Consider the following 21,923-nt stretch of genomic DNA (forward strand, 5'->3'; position numbering starts at 1 on the left):
AACTGGAGTAATCCAGCTCGATAATTCCCCGCACCTTACTTGCTCGCTTTCAACCTCACTTCAGTTAAGCGTTTAGCAATTCGGTTTACGTATTCTTGAGCAAAGATTTCATCCAAGTTCATCGACAGTTTACGTCGCCAGTTCGGGTACTCATTAACCGTACCTGGAATATTGACCGGCTTGTCCATTTCTAGCCAGTCTTCCAACTGAACACTGAGCAAGGTAGAAGAGCCCGCCGCGACATGCAGTTGAAGTGCTTCACTCAGGTAAGAATCCATTGGCACTTGGCTCGCGTCTCGACCTACCCCTTCAGGTAAGTAACCATGCCATGCCACAGAATCTAGAATCCCTTGCTTACTCTTCAAACGGTCGTCAAACAGTGCTTCTAGCTGTTTTTCGTCTGGGTACAGACCAATTTCACGGCCCATTTTCAGGTCATCACAGTGCCAGAAACCGCGCAAAGTTGGCATATCGTGCGTACACAGTGCCGACATAGATTGCTCAGCGTAATGTGCAGGCGATATGTAACCACCATCGTCTTCAGATGTTTCAAAGAAGAACACCTTGTATGAGTGAACACCGGCATCACGCAAGATATCTACAATCTCATCAGGTACAGTTCCTAAATCTTCACCAATCACACTACACTGGTGACGATGCGATTCTAGAGCCAAGATCGCTAGCATGTCTTCAACTGGGTAGTAGATGTACGCCCCTTGCGTTGCATCTTCACCTTTTGGAATCCACCATAAGCGAAGTAGACCTAAAACGTGGTCGATACGCAGTGAACCACAATGCTTCATGTTCGCGCGTAATAGCTTGATGTAAGCATCGTAACCCGTCGCTTGCAGCACTTGTGGGTTGAGTGGTGGTAAGCCCCAGTTCTGACCTAGTGGGCCAAGAATATCTGGTGGAGCACCAATGCTTGCATCCAGAACCAAGCTGCCATCATCAGCCCATGTTTCTGCACCAGAGTCTGCTACACCAACGGCTAGGTCGCGGTATAAGCCTACCGACATTCCTTTCTCTTCAGCCAGCTCTTGCGCTTCATTGATCTGAGTATCGGCAACCCATTGCAAGTACATGTATAGGTGCACTTGGTCTTGGTGTTCTTCAATGTACTTTTGTACCGCCGCGTTATCGAAACGACGGTATTTTTCAGGGAATACAGGCCAGCCCCACACGTTAGAATCTTGTGAGTGCAAGTCGATGTGCAGTGCGTCAAAAGCGGCTTGATGAACTAAGCTATCACCGCCTTGTTCAACAAAGTTAAGGAACGCTTGAGCTCGATCGGTATTTTTGTCTAAGTGGCGTTTTTTGAATTCCGTAAACAGCATCGGCAATACGCTGTTTTTCAGCTCTGCCACTTCTGAGTAATTCACCCAGTGTGAATCACGCGCTTTTTGTAAACGCTGCTGGAACTCCGCACTGCCTACTTTTTGCTGCGCTTCTGCGCTTAATGCAAATTCAGGAACTGAACTTACATCAATGTATAAGATATTTAGCCAGCGACGAGAAGACGGGCTGTACGGGCTTGCACCTTCAGGGTTCGCTGGGAACAGTGAGTGAATCGGGTTTAGGCCAACAAAGTCACCACCACGTGATGCAACATCTGCTACCAACTGTTTCAGATCACCAAAATCTCCGATGCCCCAGTTATGTTGAGTACGCAGAGTGTAAAGCTGGACGCTCGGACCCCACATCTTTTTGCCCTGCTCCATTGCAGACTGCTTGAAACACGCTTTTGGCGTCACAATCAGTGTCATTTCGTATGGCGCTTTACGACGCTTACGCGAAATGATCAGCTTGTGATAACCCCATGCCAAGTCGTTTGGCAATGTAAACACTAAAGGGCCACCCTCGGCACGTTCATCACGAACGATTTGAGATTGAAGATAGCCTTCAAGTACCTCTCCTTGCTCTGTTTCTAAACGCCAGCTGAATTCACTCTCTCGAGCGCTCACACCAAGGTTTAGGGCGACTTCAGCGGGTTCACCTTCACGCAATACGAGAACCGGGTCTAGTACGTCTTTCTTATGCTTTTTCTCTGCGGATTTAAGTAAAGCCTGATCATTACTTGTGTCATAACCTAGTGACGCTAATAAGCGAAGCAATGTCTCATCTGAAACTTTTGCTTCATCTCCCCATGCGCTTACATAGCTGTCGGCCAACTTGGCCATTTCAGCGACTTGTTTTAATGCGTTATTGTCTTTCATCGCTCTCTCCGAAGGACTGCTTAAACCTTCAAAATGTAGGGTTAATATAGAGTTATAATCAAATCAGCCAAGGTACTAAGTACCTTGGCTTTTTATGGAATTAGCGTTTTACTGCTTCTAGTTTCCAGATGTTGTTCACGTAGTCGCGAATACTGCGGTCGGAGCTGAACTTGCCCACTAATGCGGTGTTCAGAATCGCTTTCTTCGCCCAACCCGCTTGGTCGCGGTACTGCTTGTCCATGTCTTCATGCGCTTTCACGTAAGAAGCGAAATCTGCAAGACATAGGTACGGGTCGCCGCCATCAAGTAGGCTGTCGAACGTCGCGCGAAGTTTACCGTGCTCACCCGGCGTGAACTCATCACCCAGTAGAAGATCTAGAGATGCTTTCAGTAGTGGGTCTGCATTGTAGTAATCGAATGGGTTGTAACCACGAGCGCGAGTTGCTTCAACGCCATCCACTTCTAAACCGAAGATGTAGATGTTTTCATCGCCCACTTCTTCACGAATTTCTACGTTCGCACCATCCATAGTACCGATAGTCAATGCACCGTTTAGTGCCATCTTCATGTTGCCGGTACCAGATGCTTCTTTACCTGCTGTTGAGATTTGCTCTGACACGTCAGCAGCAGGAATGATGATTTCTGCCATGCTCACGCGGTAGTCAGGGATAAAGACCACTTTCAGCTTGTTGCCGATGCGTGGATCGTTATTCACTTTCTCTGCGATCTTGTTGATTGCGTAGATGATTTCTTTCGCTAGGTGGTAGCCCGGTGCTGCTTTCGCTGCGAAGAACACAACGCGCGGCGCCATATCGAAATCAGGATCGTTCAGCAAACGGTGGTACAGAGACAGAATGTGCAGCATGTTTAGGTGCTGACGCTTGTACTCGTGTAGACGCTTGATTTGAACGTCGAAGATAGCGTTAGTGTCTAGCTCGATACCCATGTTCTCAGATACCCAGTCTGCTAGACGCTGTTTGTTCAGCTTCTTAACAGCCATGAATTCCTTTTGGAACTTAGCATCGTCAGCGTACTGTGCAATCGCTTCTAGCTGATCTAACTGAGCTGGCCACTCTGTACCAATCTTTTCAGAAATCAGAGCAGATAAAGCTGGGTTACAGAATTTCAACCAACGACGAGGCGTAATACCGTTTGTCACGTTGTGTAGACGCGTTGGGTATAGCTCATCGAACTCTGGGAATAGGTCGCGTTTTACTAGTTCTGAGTGCAACGCTGCTACGCCGTTCACCGCGTATGAACCAACCACACATAGGTTCGCCATGCGTACCATGCGGTGGAAACCTTCTTGGATGATAGAAAGCTTCTGCTGCTTAGCGACGTCTCCAGGCCACTTCTCACGAACTTCTTGCAAGAACAAATGGTTGATATGGTAAATAATTTCCATATGACGAGGCAGTAGACGCTGAATCAAAGACTCGCTCCACGTCTCTAATGCTTCTGGCAGTAGAGTGTGGTTAGTGTAAGCGAATGTCTTAGAACTGATGTCCCAAGCTTCATCCCAACCTAAGCCTTTTTCATCGATAAGAATACGCATCAGTTCAGGAATCGCGATCGTTGGGTGCGTATCGTTTAGCTGAATTGTTTCGTATTTTGGTAGTGAAGCTAGCGTGTGGCCTGCTTCTTCGTGACGACGAAGAATATCGCGAACCGATGCTGCACTGTGGAAGTACTGCTGCATCAGGCGCAGAGTCTTACCTTTTTCGTGGTTGTCGTTCGGGTATAGAACCTTAGTGATGTTACCCGCATCGATCAACGCGTGCTGCGCTTCAAAGTAATCACCGTTGTTAAAGCTTGCTAGCGAAAACGGTGCAATTGCTTGACACTCCCACAAACGAAGTGGGTAAACAGTGTCGCTCTCATAACCTACGATTGGTAAATCCCATGGCATTGCTTTTACTTGCATGCCCGGTACCCAGCGGCGTTTTTCTTTGCCTTCTTCGTGGTACACCTCAACGTGGCCGTAGAAACCAATTTCTTGCGCCAGTTCAGGGCGCGCAACTTCCCAAGGGTAACCCTCTACACCACGCCATGCGTCTGGTGCTTCTTGCTGGTGACCTTCTTGGAAAGACTGCTTGAACAAGCCATATTCGTAGTGCAGGCCGTAACCTACTGTTGGGAATTCTTGCGCAGCACATGAGTCCATGAAACACGCCGCTAGTCGGCCTAAACCACCGTTACCTAGTGATGGGTCACGCTCTTCTTCAAGAAGGTCGGTAAGGTTTTGGCCTAGTTCTTCCATCGCTTGGGTGATTTGCTCGTACAAACCAAGGCTGATCAGGTTGTTACCTGTTAGGCGACCAATCAAAAATTCTAGAGATAGGTAGTTAACGCTTTTCGCGTTTTTGATCTTTTCATCTTGCTCTGTTTCAAGCAGATCAAAAGTAGTAATTTCTGCCAGTGCACGCCCCATAGCTAGGTACCATGCTCGGCTATCTGCATTTTCTACTGTCGTAGCGTAAGTCGCCGACAAATGCTTTTTAACGCTTTCTTGGAATGAAGCTTTATCAAACTGTTTCTGTTGCGTAGGTTTCATTAGAGAAATCTCACTTATTGGTTTTAATCCATCTGTGACATATCGTGCATGCACAGGGTTTGCAAAACATCCTCCTACTTAAGGGGCTTATTAGGAGGAGGAGTGAGGGCGTAGAGGAGTAGCGACAGGACACTCAGTGATCAAACTCTCATATCTCATCCCATCGGGCATTTCCCTCGTGAGTCAGATCACACCACCCACCTCTACACGCTAATTCTGTTGTATGAAACTTATGTGGAAGCGCGAATTAACAAATGATGAATATGCACGTCAGATCACACAAGAATTTAACTTGTTGCATATATTTCAGTACATTTGGTGTAAAAAGCATTGATAGCAAAGTTTTAAGTACACCATAAGGTGACAAGAATCACAATTACAGGGCGTAGATACTGCCAAAATGTGAAACAAGCGAAAAACTGGCGGTTGATCAATAACTGCATATCCGCTCTTAAAGTAACATCTGCGACATAAGGTCATTTGGCCAATAAATGTACAAACGGGGAACAGGTTACTAAGATGTGGATTCCTTCGAAATTAACTCGTCCGGGTCGTTTGCATAACGCAATCGTACGTCCAAGAGTTTTAGATCTCTTACAACAAGCACCTTGCTACAAGTTAGTGCTATTTCGCTCACCTGCCGGTTACGGTAAAACCACCATGGCCGCGCAATGGCTGTCAGACAAACCCAATGTTGGTTGGTACAGCATAGATGAAAGCGACAACGACCCGTTTCGCTTCATGAACTATTTGCTGCAAGCACTTAACAAAGCTACGCATAATACTTGCCCAAATTCGCAGAAGTTGGCTGAAAAACGCCAGTTCTCTTCACTGCATTCTTTGTTTAGTGAAGTGTTTGCCGAAATGTCGAGCTTTCACCAAGAATGCTACTTGGTTCTGGATGATTACCACTTAATCTCGGATGACGAAATCCACGAGGCAATGCGTTTCTTCCTCAAGCACATGCCTGATAACCTCACTCTCGTGGTCACTAGCCGCGCTGCACCTCCTCTTGGAACCGCCAATTTACGCGTGCGCGATTTGATGATTGAAATCGGTAACGAATTACTCGCGTTTGATACGGAAGAGACCACTCGATTCTTTAATCAACGGGTCGCTGATGGTATTGATGACGATACAGCCAACAGCCTACGAACTTACGTTGAAGGCTGGCCGTCTGCGCTGCAATTGATCGCTCTGCAAGCCCAGCATCAAAAACGTACTTTGGCGCAATCAGCCGAATCGGTATCTCAGTTTAATCACGCTCACTTGTGGGATTATCTGGTCGAAGAGGTCTTTGATCTGCTCGATCAAGAGACACGCCAGTTCCTGCTGCAATGTTCGATTCTCGATCATTTCAACGACTCGCTGGTTGCCACTCTGACCAAGCGTGATGACGCGCTCAGTATGATTGAATCACTCAATCGCTTTGGCTTGTTTATTTACCCGCTAGAGGGCGAGCAAAACTGGTATCGCTTCCACAACCTGTTTGCCGAGTTCCTTGCGCATGAACGCATGGCGCGTATCCCACAAAAAGAGCAAGAGCTGCATTATTCAGCGGCGCTCGCTTGGTTGGATTTGAATACCCCGCATCAGGCTTTGAGACACGCTCAGCTTGCTCATGATACTCAGCTGATCGCGAACATTCTTACTGAGTTTGGCTGGAAGATGTTTAACCAAGGCGAACTCGACAGCCTAGAAACGGCGATCCATAAGCTCGAGCCAAAACAGCTCTACAGTGAGCCAAAACTTTGTATGCTGCAGGCATGGCTAGCGCAAAGCCAACACAGATATGACGACGTCGGCGATCTATTGGCGACCGCCGATGAGCAAATGAAGTTGCTCAATATCAAGCCGACCAGCCGCGAACAAGGTGAGTTTAATGCGTTAAGAGCTCAGGTAGCGATTAACCAGAACGAACCTGAAAAAGCACTGGAACTTGCAGAATTGGCGCTGAGCCAGCTCGACCACACCGTGTACCGCAGCCGAATTGTGGCTACTTCCGTCGTTGGTGAGGTCAATCACGTGCTTGGGCATCTAAGCCGCGCACTACCGATGATGCAGCAAACTGAGAAACTGGCTCGCCAGTATCAGGTTTACCATCAAGCACTGTGGGCAATGCTGCAACAGAGCGAAATCCTTATCGCTCAAGGTTACGTGCAAGCCGCCTTCGAAGTACAAGACAACGCATTTAAACTGATTGAAGAGCAGCAGCTACACCAAGTGCCAATGCACGAGTTTCTACTGCGTATCCGCGCACAGATCCTATGGTGCTGGAACCGCCTAGATGAAGCGGAAGAGTGTGCTTACAAAGGCCTTGATGTGTTGGGTAAAGACTATTCAAGCATGCACCTTCACAGCTACTCGATGCTGGCTCGTATTACCATTGGCCGTGGCGAACTGGATAAAGCGTCTAAGTTTATCGACCAAATCGTCCATTTGATGAAACAGTCAAGCTACCACGTAGATTGGACAGCGAATGCCTCGCTTTCTCTGATCCTATTCTGGCAAGCGCGTGGCGACATGGAGTCGATTCAGCAGTGGCTTGAAACCACTACCCGCCCAGAAAAGGCGTGTAACCACTTTACTCAACTTCAGTGGCGTAACATTGCTCGTGCCTACATTAATTTGGGTGAGTTCGATAAAGCGACGGAAACCCTCGACTTTATGCAGTCCGAGGCATATACCAATAACCTGATCACCGACCAAAATCGTAACTTGATCGTGCAGGCAGTATTGGCAGTAAGCAAAGGCGATGAAGAGTCAGCACGTACACTACTCAAGCAAGCTCTTGAAATGACCAACCAAACAGGCATTTTAGGGAACTTTTTGGTAGATGGCGGCAAGATTGGTCACTTATTAGAGAAGTTAACTAACAAGTCTGAACTTGGTGACTTAGAGCGCCACCGTGCGCAACAGTTGATGAAGGACATTTCAACGACTCAGCGTAGCCGCTCTGTACACTTCGACGAAGAGTTCGTAGAAAAGCTAGTGAATCACCCAAATATCCCAGAGTTGGTTCGTACCAGCCCGCTTACGCAACGTGAGTGGCAAGTACTTGGCCTCATCTATTCTGGCTTTAGTAACGAGCAAATCGCACAAGAACTGGATGTAGCAGGTACCACCATCAAAACGCACATCCGCAACTTGTACCAAAAACTCAATATTGCCAACCGCAAAGAGGCCATCCGCACCGCAGAAAACCTTCTGCAGCTGATGGGGTACTAAGTTACATTCCATTCAAATCGACAGTAAGCTAAACTTTGCGTTTAGTTTACTGTCATATTCATTGACTCCAATTACTACGCTGATGAACACGTCCTATGTAAGGCGGGCATCGTCAGCCACTCACGATAAAGATAACCATGGCCAACATCCGAGACGTAGCTAAAGAAGCCAATGTATCCGTTGCAACAGTATCCCGCGTAATCAATAAGTTACCTCATACCAGTGACGCTGCTATCGAAGCCGTTCACGCCGCCATGGAGAAACTGAATTATCGCCCAAATGCCAACGCTCGCGCTTTGGTGAATAAGTCTTCTCCATCCATCGGGGTGTTGGTTGCCGATGTATCCAACCCGTTTTACGGTGCTATGGTTCAAGCGATTGATGAGGTAGCACGTGAGTACAAAAAGCATATTTTGATCACCCACGGCTACCACAACGAGGTGTTCGAGCGGGAAGCGATTGAATTGCTGATCAATAACCGCTGTGAAGCGCTAGTCATTCACAGTAAAGGCCTAACCGATCAGGAACTGATCAAGTTTTCTAAAGAGATCCCCGGCCTAGTGGTTATCAACCGATTTATTCCTGACATCGCAGAGCGCTGTATCGCTCTCGACAACACGCGCGGCAGCAGCATTGCGCTGAACCATTTGCTGCGCTTTGGCCACCAGAAGATTGGCTACCTTGCGTCTTCACACAACATCGATGACTCAATAGACCGCAAGCTCGGCTACCGTGCAGAGCTTGAGAAGCACCAGCTAAGCTACTCGGAAAGCCTTGTGGTGTCTGGAGAGCCGAACGAACTTGGTGGCGCGGAAGCGATGCGAAATTTGCTGGCGAAAAACGTGCCCTTTACCGCCGTCGCGACCTACAACGATTTAATGGCTGCAGGCGCTATTTCGGTTCTAAAAGAGAACAATATCCGTGTGCCTGAAGAGGTGTCCGTCATCGGTTTTGATGATGCGGCCATCGCAAGCTATCTGCACCCAACGCTCACCACCGTGCGCTACCCAATACAGATTATGGCAAGCCAAGCGGCGCGTTTAGCCATTCACTTAGCCGAAGCCTCCCCTTACGAGCACAGTGGTAATTTGTACTTGCCTACTCTAGTCGCGCGCGACTCAGTGAAAGCGCCGAACCAGCAAAACTAACGCTCCCCAAACAAATAAAAAAAGCCCCATACCTGATGGCATGGGGCTTTTGCTTTGCTCTTTAGTGAGTTTACTCGTTACAGTGAACCAACAAACGTCACCGTAGAGCGTGGTGGAATCAGATAATCTTGCTCATCGCGCTCAAGCTCAATCACTTCAAGGTTGTGCTCTGCATTAGTGATGTGCGCGGTGTATTCCGCTGCGTTCGCACCTTCTAGATTGATTTCGACATTCTCAATCTCATCGCCAGTATTCACCGCAACAATCACGACTTTGTCTTGTTCCGGGCTAACATACGCCGATGCCATCAAGCCATCTAGATTGTCTACGCCATCAAGCTCAACACGCTGGTAACCAGGGCGAATAAAGCGGCTGTAGTTACCGACTGTCCACATCATCTTCGAATCTTGAACTGTGTCTGCGTCTAGCGATGGTGCGATCTTAATCATGCCATCCTTGTAGTCGTATGGTGTTAGACCTAACCACCAGTGCCATGCCGATGCATTCAGGCGCGTTAGGTCGCGGTGCATAATACGGCCAACATGCAGTGCATAATCCATATCGTTAACGTCAAACCCATGGCCGTCAAAGTCACGAGAATAGCCCGCACCACCAAGGATACTCATCTCACTCATCCAGATTTCAGCACCCGGAGAGACCGACTGCAGGTTGCCCCAAGTCATATCTCGCAGCTTACCTAAGCGATCTGGCCACGCATCAGAGAAGTAGCCGTGCACTGAGATTTGGTTGCCGATGATATCGCGCATTTCAGGGTCACCGAGAAGCTCATCAATGTAATTACGGTAAAGTCCAACCCCACGAGAGTTCATGCCGTTGGTTTGAGATGAGCCATCAAAATTACGCTTATACGAATCGCGTAGAGCGGCCGTAAACTCAACCACTTCACCGCCATCAATATGGATGTCTTCACGCATGCCCGCTTCAGTCAACTTCTTGTCCAAGCTGCGATAAACCGCTTTCACTTCCTGCATGTTGTAGCGGTTGCCTTCTTGAGTCTGGCCTTCCCACTCCCATGTTGGTTCGTTAATTGGACTGATGTAATTCACTGGCACACCCACTTCGTCACTACGTAGGTACGCAAGTACTTTGACGAGGAACTCCGAGAATGCATCAACATTATCAGGGTTTAAGTTGGTTGACCCTAAATCGTCGGCAGCGGTTGGATGCGTTAAACCATTTTTAGTTAAGTAGTGCGGAGGACTATTAGAAAACGCGACAAAGTTTTCTACACCACGCTGATGCGCTTCCTGCATAAAACGAATCTGACCCTGTTGCTTCGTTGGGTCGATGTCACCGCCACGTTCTGGGACAAGCAATTCAGCACGGCGCAACGGATCGCGGATGAAACTGCCATCCCCTTGTTCTGTACTACCTGCACCAATGTTAAAACGCCAAGCCGTTAAACCAATGCCGTTGTCAGTGGAAAACAGTAAGTCGGCCAGATTTTCAATCGCTTGTTGGTCGCCCTCTTTTTGCCATTTATTAATCGTTGGGTTAATCGACCATGCATCAGACGCACCAAAACTATGAATAGTTTGCTTGGTATTATTAATTTCAACATCTAATGTTTGGGCAAAACTTGGGGCTGACAGCACAGAGGCTACTGCCATAGATAATAATATTTTTTTCATTTTGTATCTCGATACTAATAGTTGAATTATCGAAAAGAACTCGAACTGTATTTAAATAAAATTAGAACGATAGGCGGTAGCCAAGCTTGACGAAGAAATAATCATCGGTCCAAGTTTGCTGGTTCCAGTCTTGCTCAAAGTTTTCTTTATCTTCGGTTTGATAATACGTTTCGAATACAATTTTAGATTTATCATCTAATTTATAATCGCCCCATAAACCAGCACGGATTCGTAACTCATCTTTTTCACCGTAACCCACACTGTCTGCGTTGCGGTAGAAGGTGTAACGCACAAATGGTGTTACCGTTAAGTCGTTGAAAGTTTGCGTATAGTTAACACGAACCTGCCACTCCACACGCTTCTCTTCTTCCCACGCACGGTTGTCACCATCGTAGCCATTTTGTTTACTCACTTCGCTGTATAGAGTGGTTTGCAACGTTTTATCGTAAGCAAGGCGAGTACGTAGGCCAAAATCAATCTCGTGGTAGTAATCGGTGTAGTTGGTTCTTAGATCGTTGTTTTCATCCGACTGACAACCATTGTCACCTACACAGTCTCCGCCACGTGGGCGATTACGCACACCAACGGGAGCAATGAAGCCGTCTAAGATCAGGTCGTGATCTTCCGTTAGGTAGTAGGCCATGTTGTTGTAGAAACGATATTCGGTACGGCGCGTGTCGTTAGCGTACATTTCGTTACGGATTTGGAATTTTGGTCCCCACCAAAAATCCTTGTACCCTTCCGACCAACCAATAGCAACATCTTGCCTCGCACGGTTGTTCCATGTGCGCTCGTCGCTTTCAATCATGTGGCGGTAACTGAAGTTCGCGTAAAGAAACATCGATGAATCTTCAATTGGGTTAAATTCAAACGCAACATACGGCATGGTATTAGAACGCTGCTCTTGATCACCCCAATCTTCGTATTCATTGGCAAACTCGATATATCCAGCAAGGGTAGATGACGAGAATGCTAACGCTGCACATGCCAAATAGGATGCCTTATTATTTAATTTCATTTTAGACCTTTATTATTGGATGTAATTATGTAGAAGAAATTTCTTTTAAAACCATATTTTGGTATTCACCGTTGAGGCGATACGTTTTCTTATAGATATATGCACTGAGTAGAACTAATAATGTTGGAATACCGATCATTAGCGCTCGCAGGCCTAATATGGTTTCTTCGCTTTGCTCGATATTTGGCACATAGCCCACTGCGGTTAATCCGATACCCACAAAGAAGCCAGACAATGCGCCAGCAAATTTCACCAGCATGGTTTGAATAGAGAAGATGATGCTTTCACTGCGATGACCCGTTTTGTATTCGCCGTAATCCACAACATCCGCCAACATAACGGTCGATAGACCATTCGATAAACCACCGCCAAACTTCAATGCCGCCCCTGCAATACCCACCAAAATGCCGTTTTCTGGCGCAAAGATGCCCGTTAGTGCCAAGATCAAGCTACACAGTAGTGGGAATGCACACGCCACCAGCCACATGAATTTGCGGTTGATTAAGTTACACAGTTTCGGGAATAGGAATACGCCGGCAATTTCCGCCATACCCGACACCAATGCGAACATTGGGAATAGGTCTTCGCGGCCAATGGCGTAGCTGAAGTAGTAAATCGCAAAGCCACCGACTAACTGAATAGCAATATTGAACGTTAATACCACACCAATCAGAGATTTAAGCTGGTCGTTCTTGCCGATGATTTCCATGACGTCTTTCAGCGAGAATTTCTCGGTAGACACGCGTTTGTTTTTGATGCGCTCTTTCACATTGAAGAACGTAATTAACGCACTAGCAATAAAGGCAACGATGATCGCTAAACTCAGGTAGATAAAGCCCGAACCTTTATCTTCACCACCGAAGAAGCCAACTAAATACAAGCCGTATGTCCCCATGATGGTCCACGCACAGCTAGCGAATAGTCGTGGCCAAACCACCAGTTTTTCACGCTCAACACGCTTAGAAGACATCGATGGAATCATCGACCAGTATGGGATATCCATGATGGTGTACGTCACGCCCCACAGGATGTACGTTACCGTCGCATAGACATACACCATATTGCCTTCAATGTTGTGCGTATTGAAAACAAGCAGCAGGAACACAGAGTTAATCAACGTACCAATCACAATCCATGGGCGGAACTTACCAAAGCGGCTGCGAGTGTTATCCACCACCATACCCATGATTGGGTCAGTCACCGCATCCACAAAGCGAGCAACAAGGAACAAAGTACCTACGAAAGCGGCCGAAATACCCACTACGTCGGTGTAATAGAACATGAGAAAGATGTAAATAATGGAGCACGCAAAGTCTTTACCTAAAGCGCCTAGGCCATAAGAAAACTTCGTTTTTATCGATATACTACCTTCAGACATATAAGGCTCCTTAGCCTTTAGTGTTCAACGAAATTGGGATACAGAAAGTGGCTCACCCCTCATTGGAGGTGAGCTCATTTTGTTATTTAAGTTTGAAATTCCATTGGTACTGATTGCGCACCAAACGGTATTCAGGTCGTACGCTTGGCGTCCATGAATCGTCGCCGCCCACTCCCATATGGAAGCCATCAAAGTAGACGAACAAGCCGTCCTGAAGCGTCAGTTCATGAGTATGTTTCGCCGCAGCAAGTTGCTGTTGACCGTACTGACTCACGCTGAAGTAGAAGTGACCCTCAAGCTCCATTTCTCCGACTTGAAGCTGTTGAGTATCGCAACGCAAACCATTATCCGATGGGAAAATGTACGGCGTGTGCATGGCCGATATCGTTTGAGCCCAGCGACCAAAATCAGCACTCAGTTTTCGATCTGGGTAGTTTTCGTGTGGACCACGGCCAAGCCAAGCAACACTATCTGGGCAATCCACTAACTGCAGCATCGCGCCAATTCTTGGCATTGGTGGCATTGCATCATCAACATCAACTTGAACGGAGACGCTTGCTTCACCGTTATTGTTAAAACGGTAATTCCAGATAGAAGTGAGCACTAACTTATCTTGAGAGAAATACGCGTGCTTCACGCTGACTTCGCCCATCGCCGCATTCACTTCAACGCCTTTACAACGGTGCTGTAAATCGAACAGTCCTGCATTTTGCCAACGAACCATCCAAGCATTTGGATCTTGACGGTCGACTTCACTCACACCGATATCATTGTCGAGTGGCGCTCGGAAGAAGTTGTCACGAATCGGTGAAAGCAGCAGTTCTTGGTTGGCTTTCTTCCAGCTTTCGATTTCACCAGTGGTCGCATTGATAAACCATTGGTTATCTCCGCCACGCACAACGAGCCCGCTATCAACTTGCTCAAATGTCGCTGGAACAAAAGTTTGGTTCTCGATATCACTCAATGTCAGTCGCTTGCCTAGTGTCATCTGTTGCTGCGCGACAACATGCCCCGCATCGGACCAAGCTGTTTGTTGCTGCAGACGAATTTCTACGTTCAGGAAGCTGTCGACATTAGCCAGTTCGAACTCGCCATCTAACTCAATCACTGCGCTCTGAGATGGTTGCAGATCGAGGTTAAGTTCACCGGTTTTGAGCGCTAGACCTTGGTCATCGATAACGGTCCAATCTAGGCTGTGACCTTGTGTGTCTGTAAACAGGTGCTCACTGGTGACTTTAATTGTCAGCGGCGTTGAAGAAATCAATTCGATACCGAATGGCTGCTGCGCACGTTTCGCTTCAAAGAGCGTTGGGTGCGGTGTTCTATCTGGGAATACCAATCCGTTAATACAGAACTGACGGTCATTAATTTCATCACCGAAGTCACCGCCGTACGCCCAGTAGTGAACGCCGTCGTCTGAGTATTTATCTAACCCTTGGTCTACCCAATCCCAAATAAAGCCGCCTTGTAAACGAGGGTGAGCGCGGAATGCATCCCAGTATTCAGCAAAGCCTCCTAGACTGTTACCCATGGCATGAGCGTATTCACATAGAATGATTGGACGATTTTCGTCGCCTTTACCTACCCACTTTTTCAGCGCAAGTTTAGGCTCATCAGTGTGGCCCTGCTCTTGGTCTGCATCAGTACGAGCATACATTGGGCAGATGATGTCGGTTGCGGCAGTATCTGAGCCGCCACCTTCATATTGCACTAAACGAGATGGGTCGACACGCTTAGTCCATTGATACATTGCATCGTGGTTGCTGCCATAACCCGATTCATTACCTAGCGACCAAATAATGATACTTGGGTGGTTAAAATCGCGGGCAACCATTCGAGTCATGCGCTCTAGAAATGCACTGCCCCACTGTGGGTCATCAGCGATACGCCCCATTGGCGTCATACCGTGCGTTTCGATGTTTGCTTCATCCACTACATATAACCCTAAGCGGTCACACAGTTTGTAAAAGCCTGGTTGGTTAGGGTAATGCGAGCAGCGGACTGCATTGAAGTTGTGCTGCTTCATCAGCTTAAGATCTTGCTCAACGCGCGCTAAGCTCTCTGCATGGCCTGTTGTTGGATCGTGTTCATGCTTATTCACACCACGGATCATCAACGCTTTGCCGTTAACGCATAACTGGCCTTTAAGCACTTCAATCTTTCTAAAGCCTACGTCATACGCTTCGCTTTCAAGAGCTTCATCCGCTTCTGTCATTAGAGTGACCACTAGGCGGTACAAATTCGGCGCTTCAGCGCTCCACTTGCTCGGGTTCGATACCTCAAGCGTGGTAAAGCAACGCTCACTGTAGCCACCTTTTTCATCAACAGGAGCTGTGCCAACTGCTTGTGTCTGGCTAGCGACTAGCGTGTCGCCTTCAAATAAAGCCGTTTTGATCTTTAGCCCTTCACCGTTAGCGGTATCGACATCAATACGCAGCTCACCGTTATGGTAATCAGCGTCCAGTTCTGGGGTAACTCTTACATCTTTAATGTGTTGAACAGGCTTATTCAGCAATTGAACTGAACGGAAAATACCGCTCATCCACCACATGTCTTGGCCTTCCATGTAACTGCCATCGCACCAGCGCAGCACTTTCACCGATAAAGTGTTTTCACCCGCTTTCAGGTAAGGGGAAAGATCGAACTCCGCGGCCAAACGGCTATCCTGTGAGTAACCAACTAATGCGCCGTTACACCACACGTAAAACGCACTATTCACGCCATCGAACACAATGCGGGTTTGAGATTCAGTTTGCCACTGCTCTGGCAGCTCAAATGTGGTTTGGTAGCAACCGGTTGGGTTATCTTGTGGCACAAACGGAGGGTTGCATGGGAATGGGTACTTTACGTTGGTGTAGATTGGGTAATCAAAACCCTGTAACTGCCAGTTGCCCGGTACCGTAATTGGCTTCGCATCCGACAACCCATCCACTACCCAGTTTTCCGGTACCGCTTCAGGCGATGCAAATAAAGAAAAATCCCACTCTCCATCTAAGCTCTTGACTGAAGAACTCGGCTGGTCTGCAAGTGCGCTCGCTTCGTCACGCCAGCTAGATAAAGGCGTGTGGGCATTTAGCCTATTAAAAGAAGTGATTTCTGGTGTTTCCCAGATACGGGTATTCGTTGTGTACATGGTATGACCTAACATTTAATCGTCTGGAAAGGATCTTAACGATTAGCGCTCTATCAGGCCGTGATCCAACTCACGACACTGTAAACGTTTACAGGCATAAAAATTACAATATCAATCAAACTAAAACATATAGAAGAGCAATATAAGAAATGACTAATCAGACCAAAAAATGTGCCACAAGCACTAGATATCAATAAGATAGCTAACAACCCCATGTGTGTAGTCACACCAAATTATCAATACCAAAGCCAAACACATTAAAACTACAAATGTAAGTCAGAAACAAAATCACACTGTTACAATAAGTGTTACATATATTAAAACAAAACAAACTCACAATAAGGAATGGTAACAAGTCAGATAGAAATGAACCAATTGATAGAAGTTTGAACAGGGTCACATGCGGTATCTCAGCGCAGAAAACAATTTATGTACGAGTTAGCTATCTAAGCCTTCACGTCGCTTTTCCATGAATAGTCGACAGAACCAAAGCAAACATGAATAAAGTTAGATTCATCATTCTTATCTATCGTATACAGCCCGCAATATTACCCAGCAACAAAAACATTCACCGTGGTAATTAACCCTTTATTTTCAGTTACTTAAGATTACAAGTTAATAAATCCTTCTTCATTCTGAAATATTACGAGCCTCTAACACTCTGCTTCGTTAATCCATATTTTAGGGAAGAGAAAACCAGTGAAAAAATTGTTGCTTACTGCAAGCATTGCTTTGACATTAATGGGCTGTGACGACGACACAGAAAATCCAAGCTTAGAAAGCGATGTACAAATTGCATTTATGCCAGACATTCACTTCCATGACGTCTACGGTGATTTTGAAGACTTTCCAGAGCACCCCGGCCTAACAGGCAGTACCGAACGTCCAGCTTACATTCGTTCAATGGCCGAACAGCTAGGATCCACTCGACTCTTTAATGAAAACTACTTTGCTTTGATCGCAGCGCTAGACGATGTTGTAGAGCGTGGTATCAAACACGTGGCTCTACCTGGTGACTTCAGCGACGATGGTCAACCTGTACATATGCGCGGCTTTGTAGAGATCATCAATCACTATAAAGAAAAGCACGGTCTTAGGTTTTATGCCGCGCCGGGCAACCACGACCCAATTAACCCAATCGAAGAAGCTGCTGGAGACGTCTACCTAGGCGAAAATGGGCAAGAGCAACAAATCAAAAGCTTAGCAAAAGACGAATGTGCCCAAAGCGATGGAAGCAAAGGCCAACCTCGTTACGTTGATCAACCCGACGGTCTACCAACAGTGTGTACCGATGACATTCGCGGCTACGGTTATGAAGGGATCATGGAAGTACTTGCTGACGATGGCTTCTATCCGCAACCGGATTACTTATATTACGAAACCCCTTTTTCCTCACAGGAAAGCCGCACTGATTACTCTTATGATCGCGCATTGATTGAATCGAGATTCAACAACAGGCAAATCGAGATTTGCAGTGAAGGCAGTGGAGGTATTTATAAAGAATCTTCTTATACCAACTGTACCGACATTGCCGACACGTCATACTTAGTTGAACCAATTAAGGGAATATGGGTATTGGCGATAGATGCCAACGTTTATATTCCTGAAGGTGAGCAAGATGGCCAAATGACCTTTGGATCGGCGAGCAGTGCTGGCTACAACAAAATGGTCACGCATAAAAAGCGCATCATTGACTGGATGACCAGCGTTGCAACGCGAGCCAAAGAAGAAGGCAAAATCCTTATCTCGTTTAGCCATTTCCCGATGACCGATTTTTATGAAGGTGCATCAGAGGATTTGGAAGATTTGTTCGGTGAAGGGTCTAACCAATTAGCACGCGTGCCCGAAGATGACGTAAGCCGAGCTCTTGCCGAAACTGGTGTGGCAGTGCACGTTGGCGGTCACATGCACTTTAACGACACAGGCAAAAAGAGCTACCAAATTGATGGCCAACAATACACCTTATTCAATATTCAAGCACCGTCGCTTGGGGCGTACATCCCAGCCTACAAGATCTTAACCATTTCACCGCAAAGCCAGATTGAAGTCGAAACGGTGGTCGTTGATGAGGTACCTCGCTTCGATGAGTTATTCGATTACTACACCATGGAACACGAATATCTGACTGACAATGCAAGCACGCCAGAAGAGCGCGACAGTATCTGGAACATCGATGTGCTTTCTTCAGCAAACTATCACGAGTTCACCGATTGGCACCTTAAAGAGCTAACTCGTTTGAACTTTGTACCCAATGAGTGGCCGCTCGACATGCAGCTGATGATCAAAATGATGTCGGGTGACGACATGCTGATCTTATCTCAGCTGCAAACCGACACAACCTTGTGTGAACTGGCGGACTACTTAGGTTACCCACTAGGGCAATGTAACCCAGCTAATTACTCATCGACATTTGAAGAAGATTGGGAAGCGGCTAAGGCGCAAGCTGAGCTTGTAGCACTAGAGGCAGGGCTAACCCTTGATGATTTCGCGAGCTGGACTGCTGAAGAACTGGCTGTGGATTTCTTCCGCCTACGCAATGCCGATGGCCTAGCACTACGCGATATCGATGAGGTGCGGTTAGAATCCTACTCGGTGCTTACCGAGCAGCTATCTCAAATTGAGGTGGAAGTCAGTGCGCAAGATGATCAGCTCAATGACATCAAAGTTTCAGAGCTGTTCAAAACTCGCTTTAGTGCTTTATTCAATATCATGAAGAAGTTCTCTACTGGTGAACCGAGCGACCGATTCCTTATCGACTTAGAGCAGCAAACTCTGTCCGACCTAAGTAACGACGCTGCTGAATCCACTCGCGAGCAATTGCAGTAATTCCGCTTCAATAGGCAGTAGTTCCTCTTCAATAAATAGAGAAAAGGCCTGAGCAATTCAGGCCTTTTATGTCGGGCAAATAGCTGTTGGAGAAAGGATTGATGGAGAACAAAACATTACGCTGCTATTTGTTTTCACCAATGCGCCATAACACCCCGCTTGGGTCGGTGATACAGAACTCGAGCATGCCCCATGGCTGCAGAGCGAGCTCAGTCACTTGAACACTAAACTCTTCAGCTAACTTAAGCTTACAAATATGCGCGTACCAACTTTGGGCATCCTCAACTAACAGATGCATCATGAAGTTGTTACTGTGCGCGGGTTCGTAAAAGTCTTGAAGTAGAAATGAGCAAGAGCCAGATTTAAAGTACGCTACGCCCTCAAATTCAGAGGCCATTTCAAAACCGAGGGACTGATAAAAACGCTTAGACACTTCAAAGTTCTTAGCAGGCACGAATGACTTTATTTCTACCGTGTTTAGGTTTTCCATTTCCCATTCCAATCTTTGATTACACTTGTCACTCAGCGCTCAGCCTCAACGAATACTGCGCCAGCAATATGCTGAGCTGGTTATTGAAATTCTTCTCCATGATTCTCTAAGGTTTCTTTGCCACAGACTGAGCAAATTACATATCGGTCTGTGACTTCTAAAGAAGCACCTCCGGGCAAAGCAGCGGCAGGCCCACTAAAAAAACCGTCTAGAAAAGCTTTAAACTGTTCCTTTTTACTCTTTCCGTATTTTGATGGCTTTTGCTTCATAGCCTCGCGATGCTCGGTTTCTTTTTCGCACCTTTCACAAAACCTTGTACTCATTTCAGCCCCCAGAAAAAAGGAATTAAGATTACTGGCATACTTACTAAAAACCTCAGTAGCATCAAACGCATCTGCAAAATTTGTACGTCAGATCAGGTTCCTAGTTCAACAAATGATTTGTCAGTCATCAGGTGTCATTTGCACAACTGAAAATGTGTTCTTACTTGGGTCGATAACATGTGTCATTAAACCGCCCCAAAACTGAGGCTCTGGTTCACCAGTAAATTCAACACCACACTCACTTAACCGAGCATAAAAGTCCGCTAGGTTTTCTACCTCAATACTGAAACCAAGGTAACGACCGCTCTCGAACTCACCACTTTCCTCTGGCTCTATAATCACTTGTACATTTTCAAGCTGATAGCCAATAAACCCATCAGCGACAGATCCAAAAACCTTTGTCAGCCCAAGCTTCTCCGTATAGAAAACTTCAGACTCATTCAAGTCTGCACACGGGATCCTTAATGTATTCAGTTTCATGATCATCCTCCTGATATCTGTTCTTCCTTATTGAATTTGAGACAAGGCGAAATCATTCAACTCCGACACAGTCTTAATTATGTGGACTTGTTTACTACTCGAGTATTCCCGCAATCGAGATGAAAAGTCATCATTCCAGAATTTAGGACACAACTTGAGCGTCTTATAACTGTTCAGTGTGCCTTTCAAGATTGAGCTTCCGTCTGGCCAGCCTTCTGGTTTCACAAACAGCCCCTTCAGAAAGCGTTTAGTGACAAACCAGTAACTCACCGAGTAAGGCAAATCGATATAAACAAGCGTGTCGGCAGCTTCTAAACGCTCGTTAAAGGAGCTGATAGGGCCACCAAAACCATCAACGATCCATGACTCGGATTGAAGAATCCCCTTGTGCGCAGCATCAAACTCTTCCCGTGAGACGAACTCACCATTGGGCTTATAAACGATGGAATCGAGTTGATGCAGTGGCAAACCACTTGCTTGAGCTAGTGCTTTGCTTACCGTCGATTTTCCACTGCCCGGCTTTCCAAAAACGGCTACCTTTTTCATTTAAATCCCTCCTAGAGATGAAATCCTAAAAGGTAGAAACAGAAAACCCACCTTTTAGGGTGGGTTCGATTTATCTAACGCATACAAAAAATCCCACCATTCCTATGGAATGATGATAATTCGGTTGTTTAGTTGCGATAGATTAAATTTCATACAGCCACTTTCATATAAATCGAAGTTGTTGTCAATTCCCTGCCTAGACGAAAGTAACCGCACACGCCTCTCGAATCCGTTCTGGTCTTAATCAAGATAATCTGGTGTATGCAGGTTCGTTCCACAAACGGTACATTTGTAATCACCCGTAGGCTCGCCTTCCATTAACGCACTTGCTATTCCGGCCAACAAACCAGAAAAGAAGCCCTTAACTTCAGTCTCATTAGATTCTTTAGGTTTAGAGAAGCTTTCATACTTGTGCAGCGTCACCTGCTTGCAATTACAGCAGAACGCCTTTGTCTTTTCAGAACCGTATGTTTGAACCAAGTTGATAGTCTCCAGTTAACAGATTCCCCCCCCCCTAACGACTCGGGCAGCATTAGGGGAAAGGGTTCTTTAATAGTTAGTTTAAAAAGGCGTTTCAAGTAAGCCGCTAGATGCTTAAGTTTTACGATATCGACTGTATAGCTTCTTGTATGGATGAGAACTGTATTTTGGTCAGACACATTTCCGCTTTTGCGAATTCATGCTCTTGAATCAACTGAGTGACAGCTTGCAAAGATAGCTGCACATCCGCAGGTTCAAACACGTAGCTGCCTCCTTCTTCACTCACCCTGTAACAGTGTCCATCGCTGTCGATAAGCCGATCTGAGCCATCCCAAATCAAGTCGTCCAATTCGATGCTGAGCTGATGTTCTGAACCTAAAAACATAAGCTCAGAATCACCGTCCAATTTAAAAATGCATGGCCAAATAATCATTACCTATCCCGTAGAAAT

General features: G+C 46.5%; 15 protein-coding genes. 3 read left to right on the forward strand and 12 right to left on the reverse strand.

Going from position 1 to position 21,923, the window contains the following annotated elements:
• Window positions 1-35 precede the first annotated feature (35 nt).
• Together malQ and J4N42_RS21705 are read right to left on the reverse strand one after the other, a co-directional pair.
• Entirely contained in the window at window positions 36-2,216 is a 2,181-nt protein-coding gene (gene malQ / locus J4N42_RS21700) for a 4-alpha-glucanotransferase (protein ID WP_252032353.1), read from the reverse strand.
• Between the two features lie 100 nt (window positions 2,217-2,316).
• On the reverse strand, window positions 2,317-4,770 hold the full coding sequence (locus tag J4N42_RS21705) for a glycogen/starch/alpha-glucan phosphorylase (RefSeq protein ID WP_252032356.1): 2,454 nt from the start codon (window positions 4,768-4,770) through the stop codon (window positions 2,317-2,319).
• Between the two features lie 519 nt (window positions 4,771-5,289).
• Between J4N42_RS21705 and malT the strand changes: the two genes are divergently transcribed.
• Both malT and J4N42_RS21715 read left to right on the forward strand, forming a co-directional pair.
• Complete coding sequence (gene malT, locus J4N42_RS21710; RefSeq protein WP_252032359.1) at window positions 5,290-7,998, forward strand: HTH-type transcriptional regulator MalT; 2,709 nt, start codon at window positions 5,290-5,292, stop codon at window positions 7,996-7,998.
• Between the two features lie 137 nt (window positions 7,999-8,135).
• Complete coding sequence (locus tag J4N42_RS21715; RefSeq protein ID WP_252032362.1) at window positions 8,136-9,146, forward strand: substrate-binding domain-containing protein; 1,011 nt, start codon at window positions 8,136-8,138, stop codon at window positions 9,144-9,146.
• 77 nt (window positions 9,147-9,223) lie between these two features.
• Here J4N42_RS21715 and J4N42_RS21720 read toward each other — a convergent pair whose 3' ends face one another.
• The 4 genes from J4N42_RS21720 to J4N42_RS21735 all read right to left on the reverse strand — a co-directional run bounded on the left by J4N42_RS21720 (window position 9,224) and on the right by J4N42_RS21735 (window position 16,327).
• Window positions 9,224-10,798 (reverse strand): glycoside hydrolase, encoded by a 1,575-nt coding sequence (locus tag J4N42_RS21720; RefSeq protein WP_252032365.1) that lies wholly within the window; start codon window positions 10,796-10,798, stop codon window positions 9,224-9,226.
• Window positions 10,799-10,859: 61 nt separating this feature from the next.
• On the reverse strand, window positions 10,860-11,816 hold the full coding sequence (locus J4N42_RS21725; RefSeq protein WP_252032368.1) for a hypothetical protein: 957 nt from the start codon (window positions 11,814-11,816) through the stop codon (window positions 10,860-10,862).
• A 25-nt stretch (window positions 11,817-11,841) separates the two neighbouring features.
• On the reverse strand, window positions 11,842-13,194 hold the full coding sequence (gene melB / locus J4N42_RS21730; RefSeq protein ID WP_252032371.1) for a melibiose:sodium transporter MelB: 1,353 nt from the start codon (window positions 13,192-13,194) through the stop codon (window positions 11,842-11,844).
• 82 nt (window positions 13,195-13,276) lie between these two features.
• On the reverse strand, window positions 13,277-16,327 hold the full coding sequence (locus J4N42_RS21735; protein WP_252032374.1) for a beta-galactosidase: 3,051 nt from the start codon (window positions 16,325-16,327) through the stop codon (window positions 13,277-13,279).
• Window positions 16,328-17,026: 699 nt separating this feature from the next.
• Here J4N42_RS21735 and J4N42_RS21740 point away from each other — a divergent pair.
• On the forward strand, window positions 17,027-19,153 hold the full coding sequence (locus J4N42_RS21740) for a metallophosphoesterase (RefSeq protein WP_503035102.1): 2,127 nt from the start codon (window positions 17,027-17,029) through the stop codon (window positions 19,151-19,153).
• Window positions 19,154-19,277: 124 nt separating this feature from the next.
• Here the strand turns inward: J4N42_RS21740 and J4N42_RS21745 are convergent, their stop codons facing one another.
• From J4N42_RS21745 to J4N42_RS21770, 6 genes are all read right to left on the reverse strand, one after another.
• On the reverse strand, window positions 19,278-19,643 hold the full coding sequence (locus J4N42_RS21745) for a VOC family protein (protein WP_252032377.1): 366 nt from the start codon (window positions 19,641-19,643) through the stop codon (window positions 19,278-19,280).
• Between the two features lie 80 nt (window positions 19,644-19,723).
• Complete coding sequence (locus J4N42_RS21750; RefSeq protein ID WP_252032380.1) at window positions 19,724-19,966, reverse strand: hypothetical protein; 243 nt, start codon at window positions 19,964-19,966, stop codon at window positions 19,724-19,726.
• A 120-nt stretch (window positions 19,967-20,086) separates the two neighbouring features.
• Window positions 20,087-20,446, reverse strand: a complete 360-nt coding sequence (locus J4N42_RS21755) for a VOC family protein (RefSeq protein ID WP_252032383.1) — start codon at window positions 20,444-20,446, stop codon at window positions 20,087-20,089.
• A 27-nt stretch (window positions 20,447-20,473) separates the two neighbouring features.
• Window positions 20,474-20,992, reverse strand: a complete 519-nt coding sequence (locus J4N42_RS21760) for a P-loop NTPase family protein (protein WP_252032386.1) — start codon at window positions 20,990-20,992, stop codon at window positions 20,474-20,476.
• A gap of 240 nt (window positions 20,993-21,232) precedes the next feature.
• Window positions 21,233-21,472 (reverse strand): hypothetical protein, encoded by a 240-nt coding sequence (locus tag J4N42_RS21765; RefSeq protein WP_252032388.1) that lies wholly within the window; start codon window positions 21,470-21,472, stop codon window positions 21,233-21,235.
• Between the two features lie 121 nt (window positions 21,473-21,593).
• Window positions 21,594-21,905 carry a DUF4144 family protein gene (locus tag J4N42_RS21770; RefSeq protein ID WP_252032391.1) on the reverse strand — a complete coding sequence of 104 codons (312 nt, stop codon included), beginning with the start codon at window positions 21,903-21,905 and terminating at the stop codon, window positions 21,594-21,596.
• Window positions 21,906-21,923: the final 18 nt, after the last annotated feature.

This window comes from Vibrio sp. SCSIO 43135, assembly GCF_023716665.1.
Classification (GTDB): Bacteria; Pseudomonadota; Gammaproteobacteria; order Enterobacterales; family Vibrionaceae; genus Vibrio; species Vibrio paucivorans.

Coding starts and splice junctions, on each gene's coding strand:
- malQ (WP_252032353.1), bottom strand. CDS start 2,216: ATGAAAGACAATAACGCATTAAAACAAGTCGCTGAAATGGCCAAGTTG.
- J4N42_RS21705 (WP_252032356.1), bottom strand. CDS start 4,770: ATGAAACCTACGCAACAGAAACAGTTTGATAAAGCTTCATTCCAAGAA.
- malT (WP_252032359.1), top strand. CDS start 5,290: ATGTGGATTCCTTCGAAATTAACTCGTCCGGGTCGTTTGCATAACGCA.
- J4N42_RS21715 (WP_252032362.1), top strand. CDS start 8,136: ATGGCCAACATCCGAGACGTAGCTAAAGAAGCCAATGTATCCGTTGCA.
- J4N42_RS21720 (WP_252032365.1), bottom strand. CDS start 10,798: ATGAAAAAAATATTATTATCTATGGCAGTAGCCTCTGTGCTGTCAGCC.
- J4N42_RS21725 (WP_252032368.1), bottom strand. CDS start 11,816: ATGAAATTAAATAATAAGGCATCCTATTTGGCATGTGCAGCGTTAGCA.
- melB (WP_252032371.1), bottom strand. CDS start 13,194: ATGTCTGAAGGTAGTATATCGATAAAAACGAAGTTTTCTTATGGCCTA.
- J4N42_RS21735 (WP_252032374.1), bottom strand. CDS start 16,327: ATGTACACAACGAATACCCGTATCTGGGAAACACCAGAAATCACTTCT.
- J4N42_RS21745 (WP_252032377.1), bottom strand. CDS start 19,643: ATGGAAAACCTAAACACGGTAGAAATAAAGTCATTCGTGCCTGCTAAG.
- J4N42_RS21750 (WP_252032380.1), bottom strand. CDS start 19,966: ATGAGTACAAGGTTTTGTGAAAGGTGCGAAAAAGAAACCGAGCATCGC.
- J4N42_RS21755 (WP_252032383.1), bottom strand. CDS start 20,446: ATGAAACTGAATACATTAAGGATCCCGTGTGCAGACTTGAATGAGTCT.
- J4N42_RS21760 (WP_252032386.1), bottom strand. CDS start 20,992: ATGAAAAAGGTAGCCGTTTTTGGAAAGCCGGGCAGTGGAAAATCGACG.
- J4N42_RS21770 (WP_252032391.1), bottom strand. CDS start 21,905: ATGATTATTTGGCCATGCATTTTTAAATTGGACGGTGATTCTGAGCTT.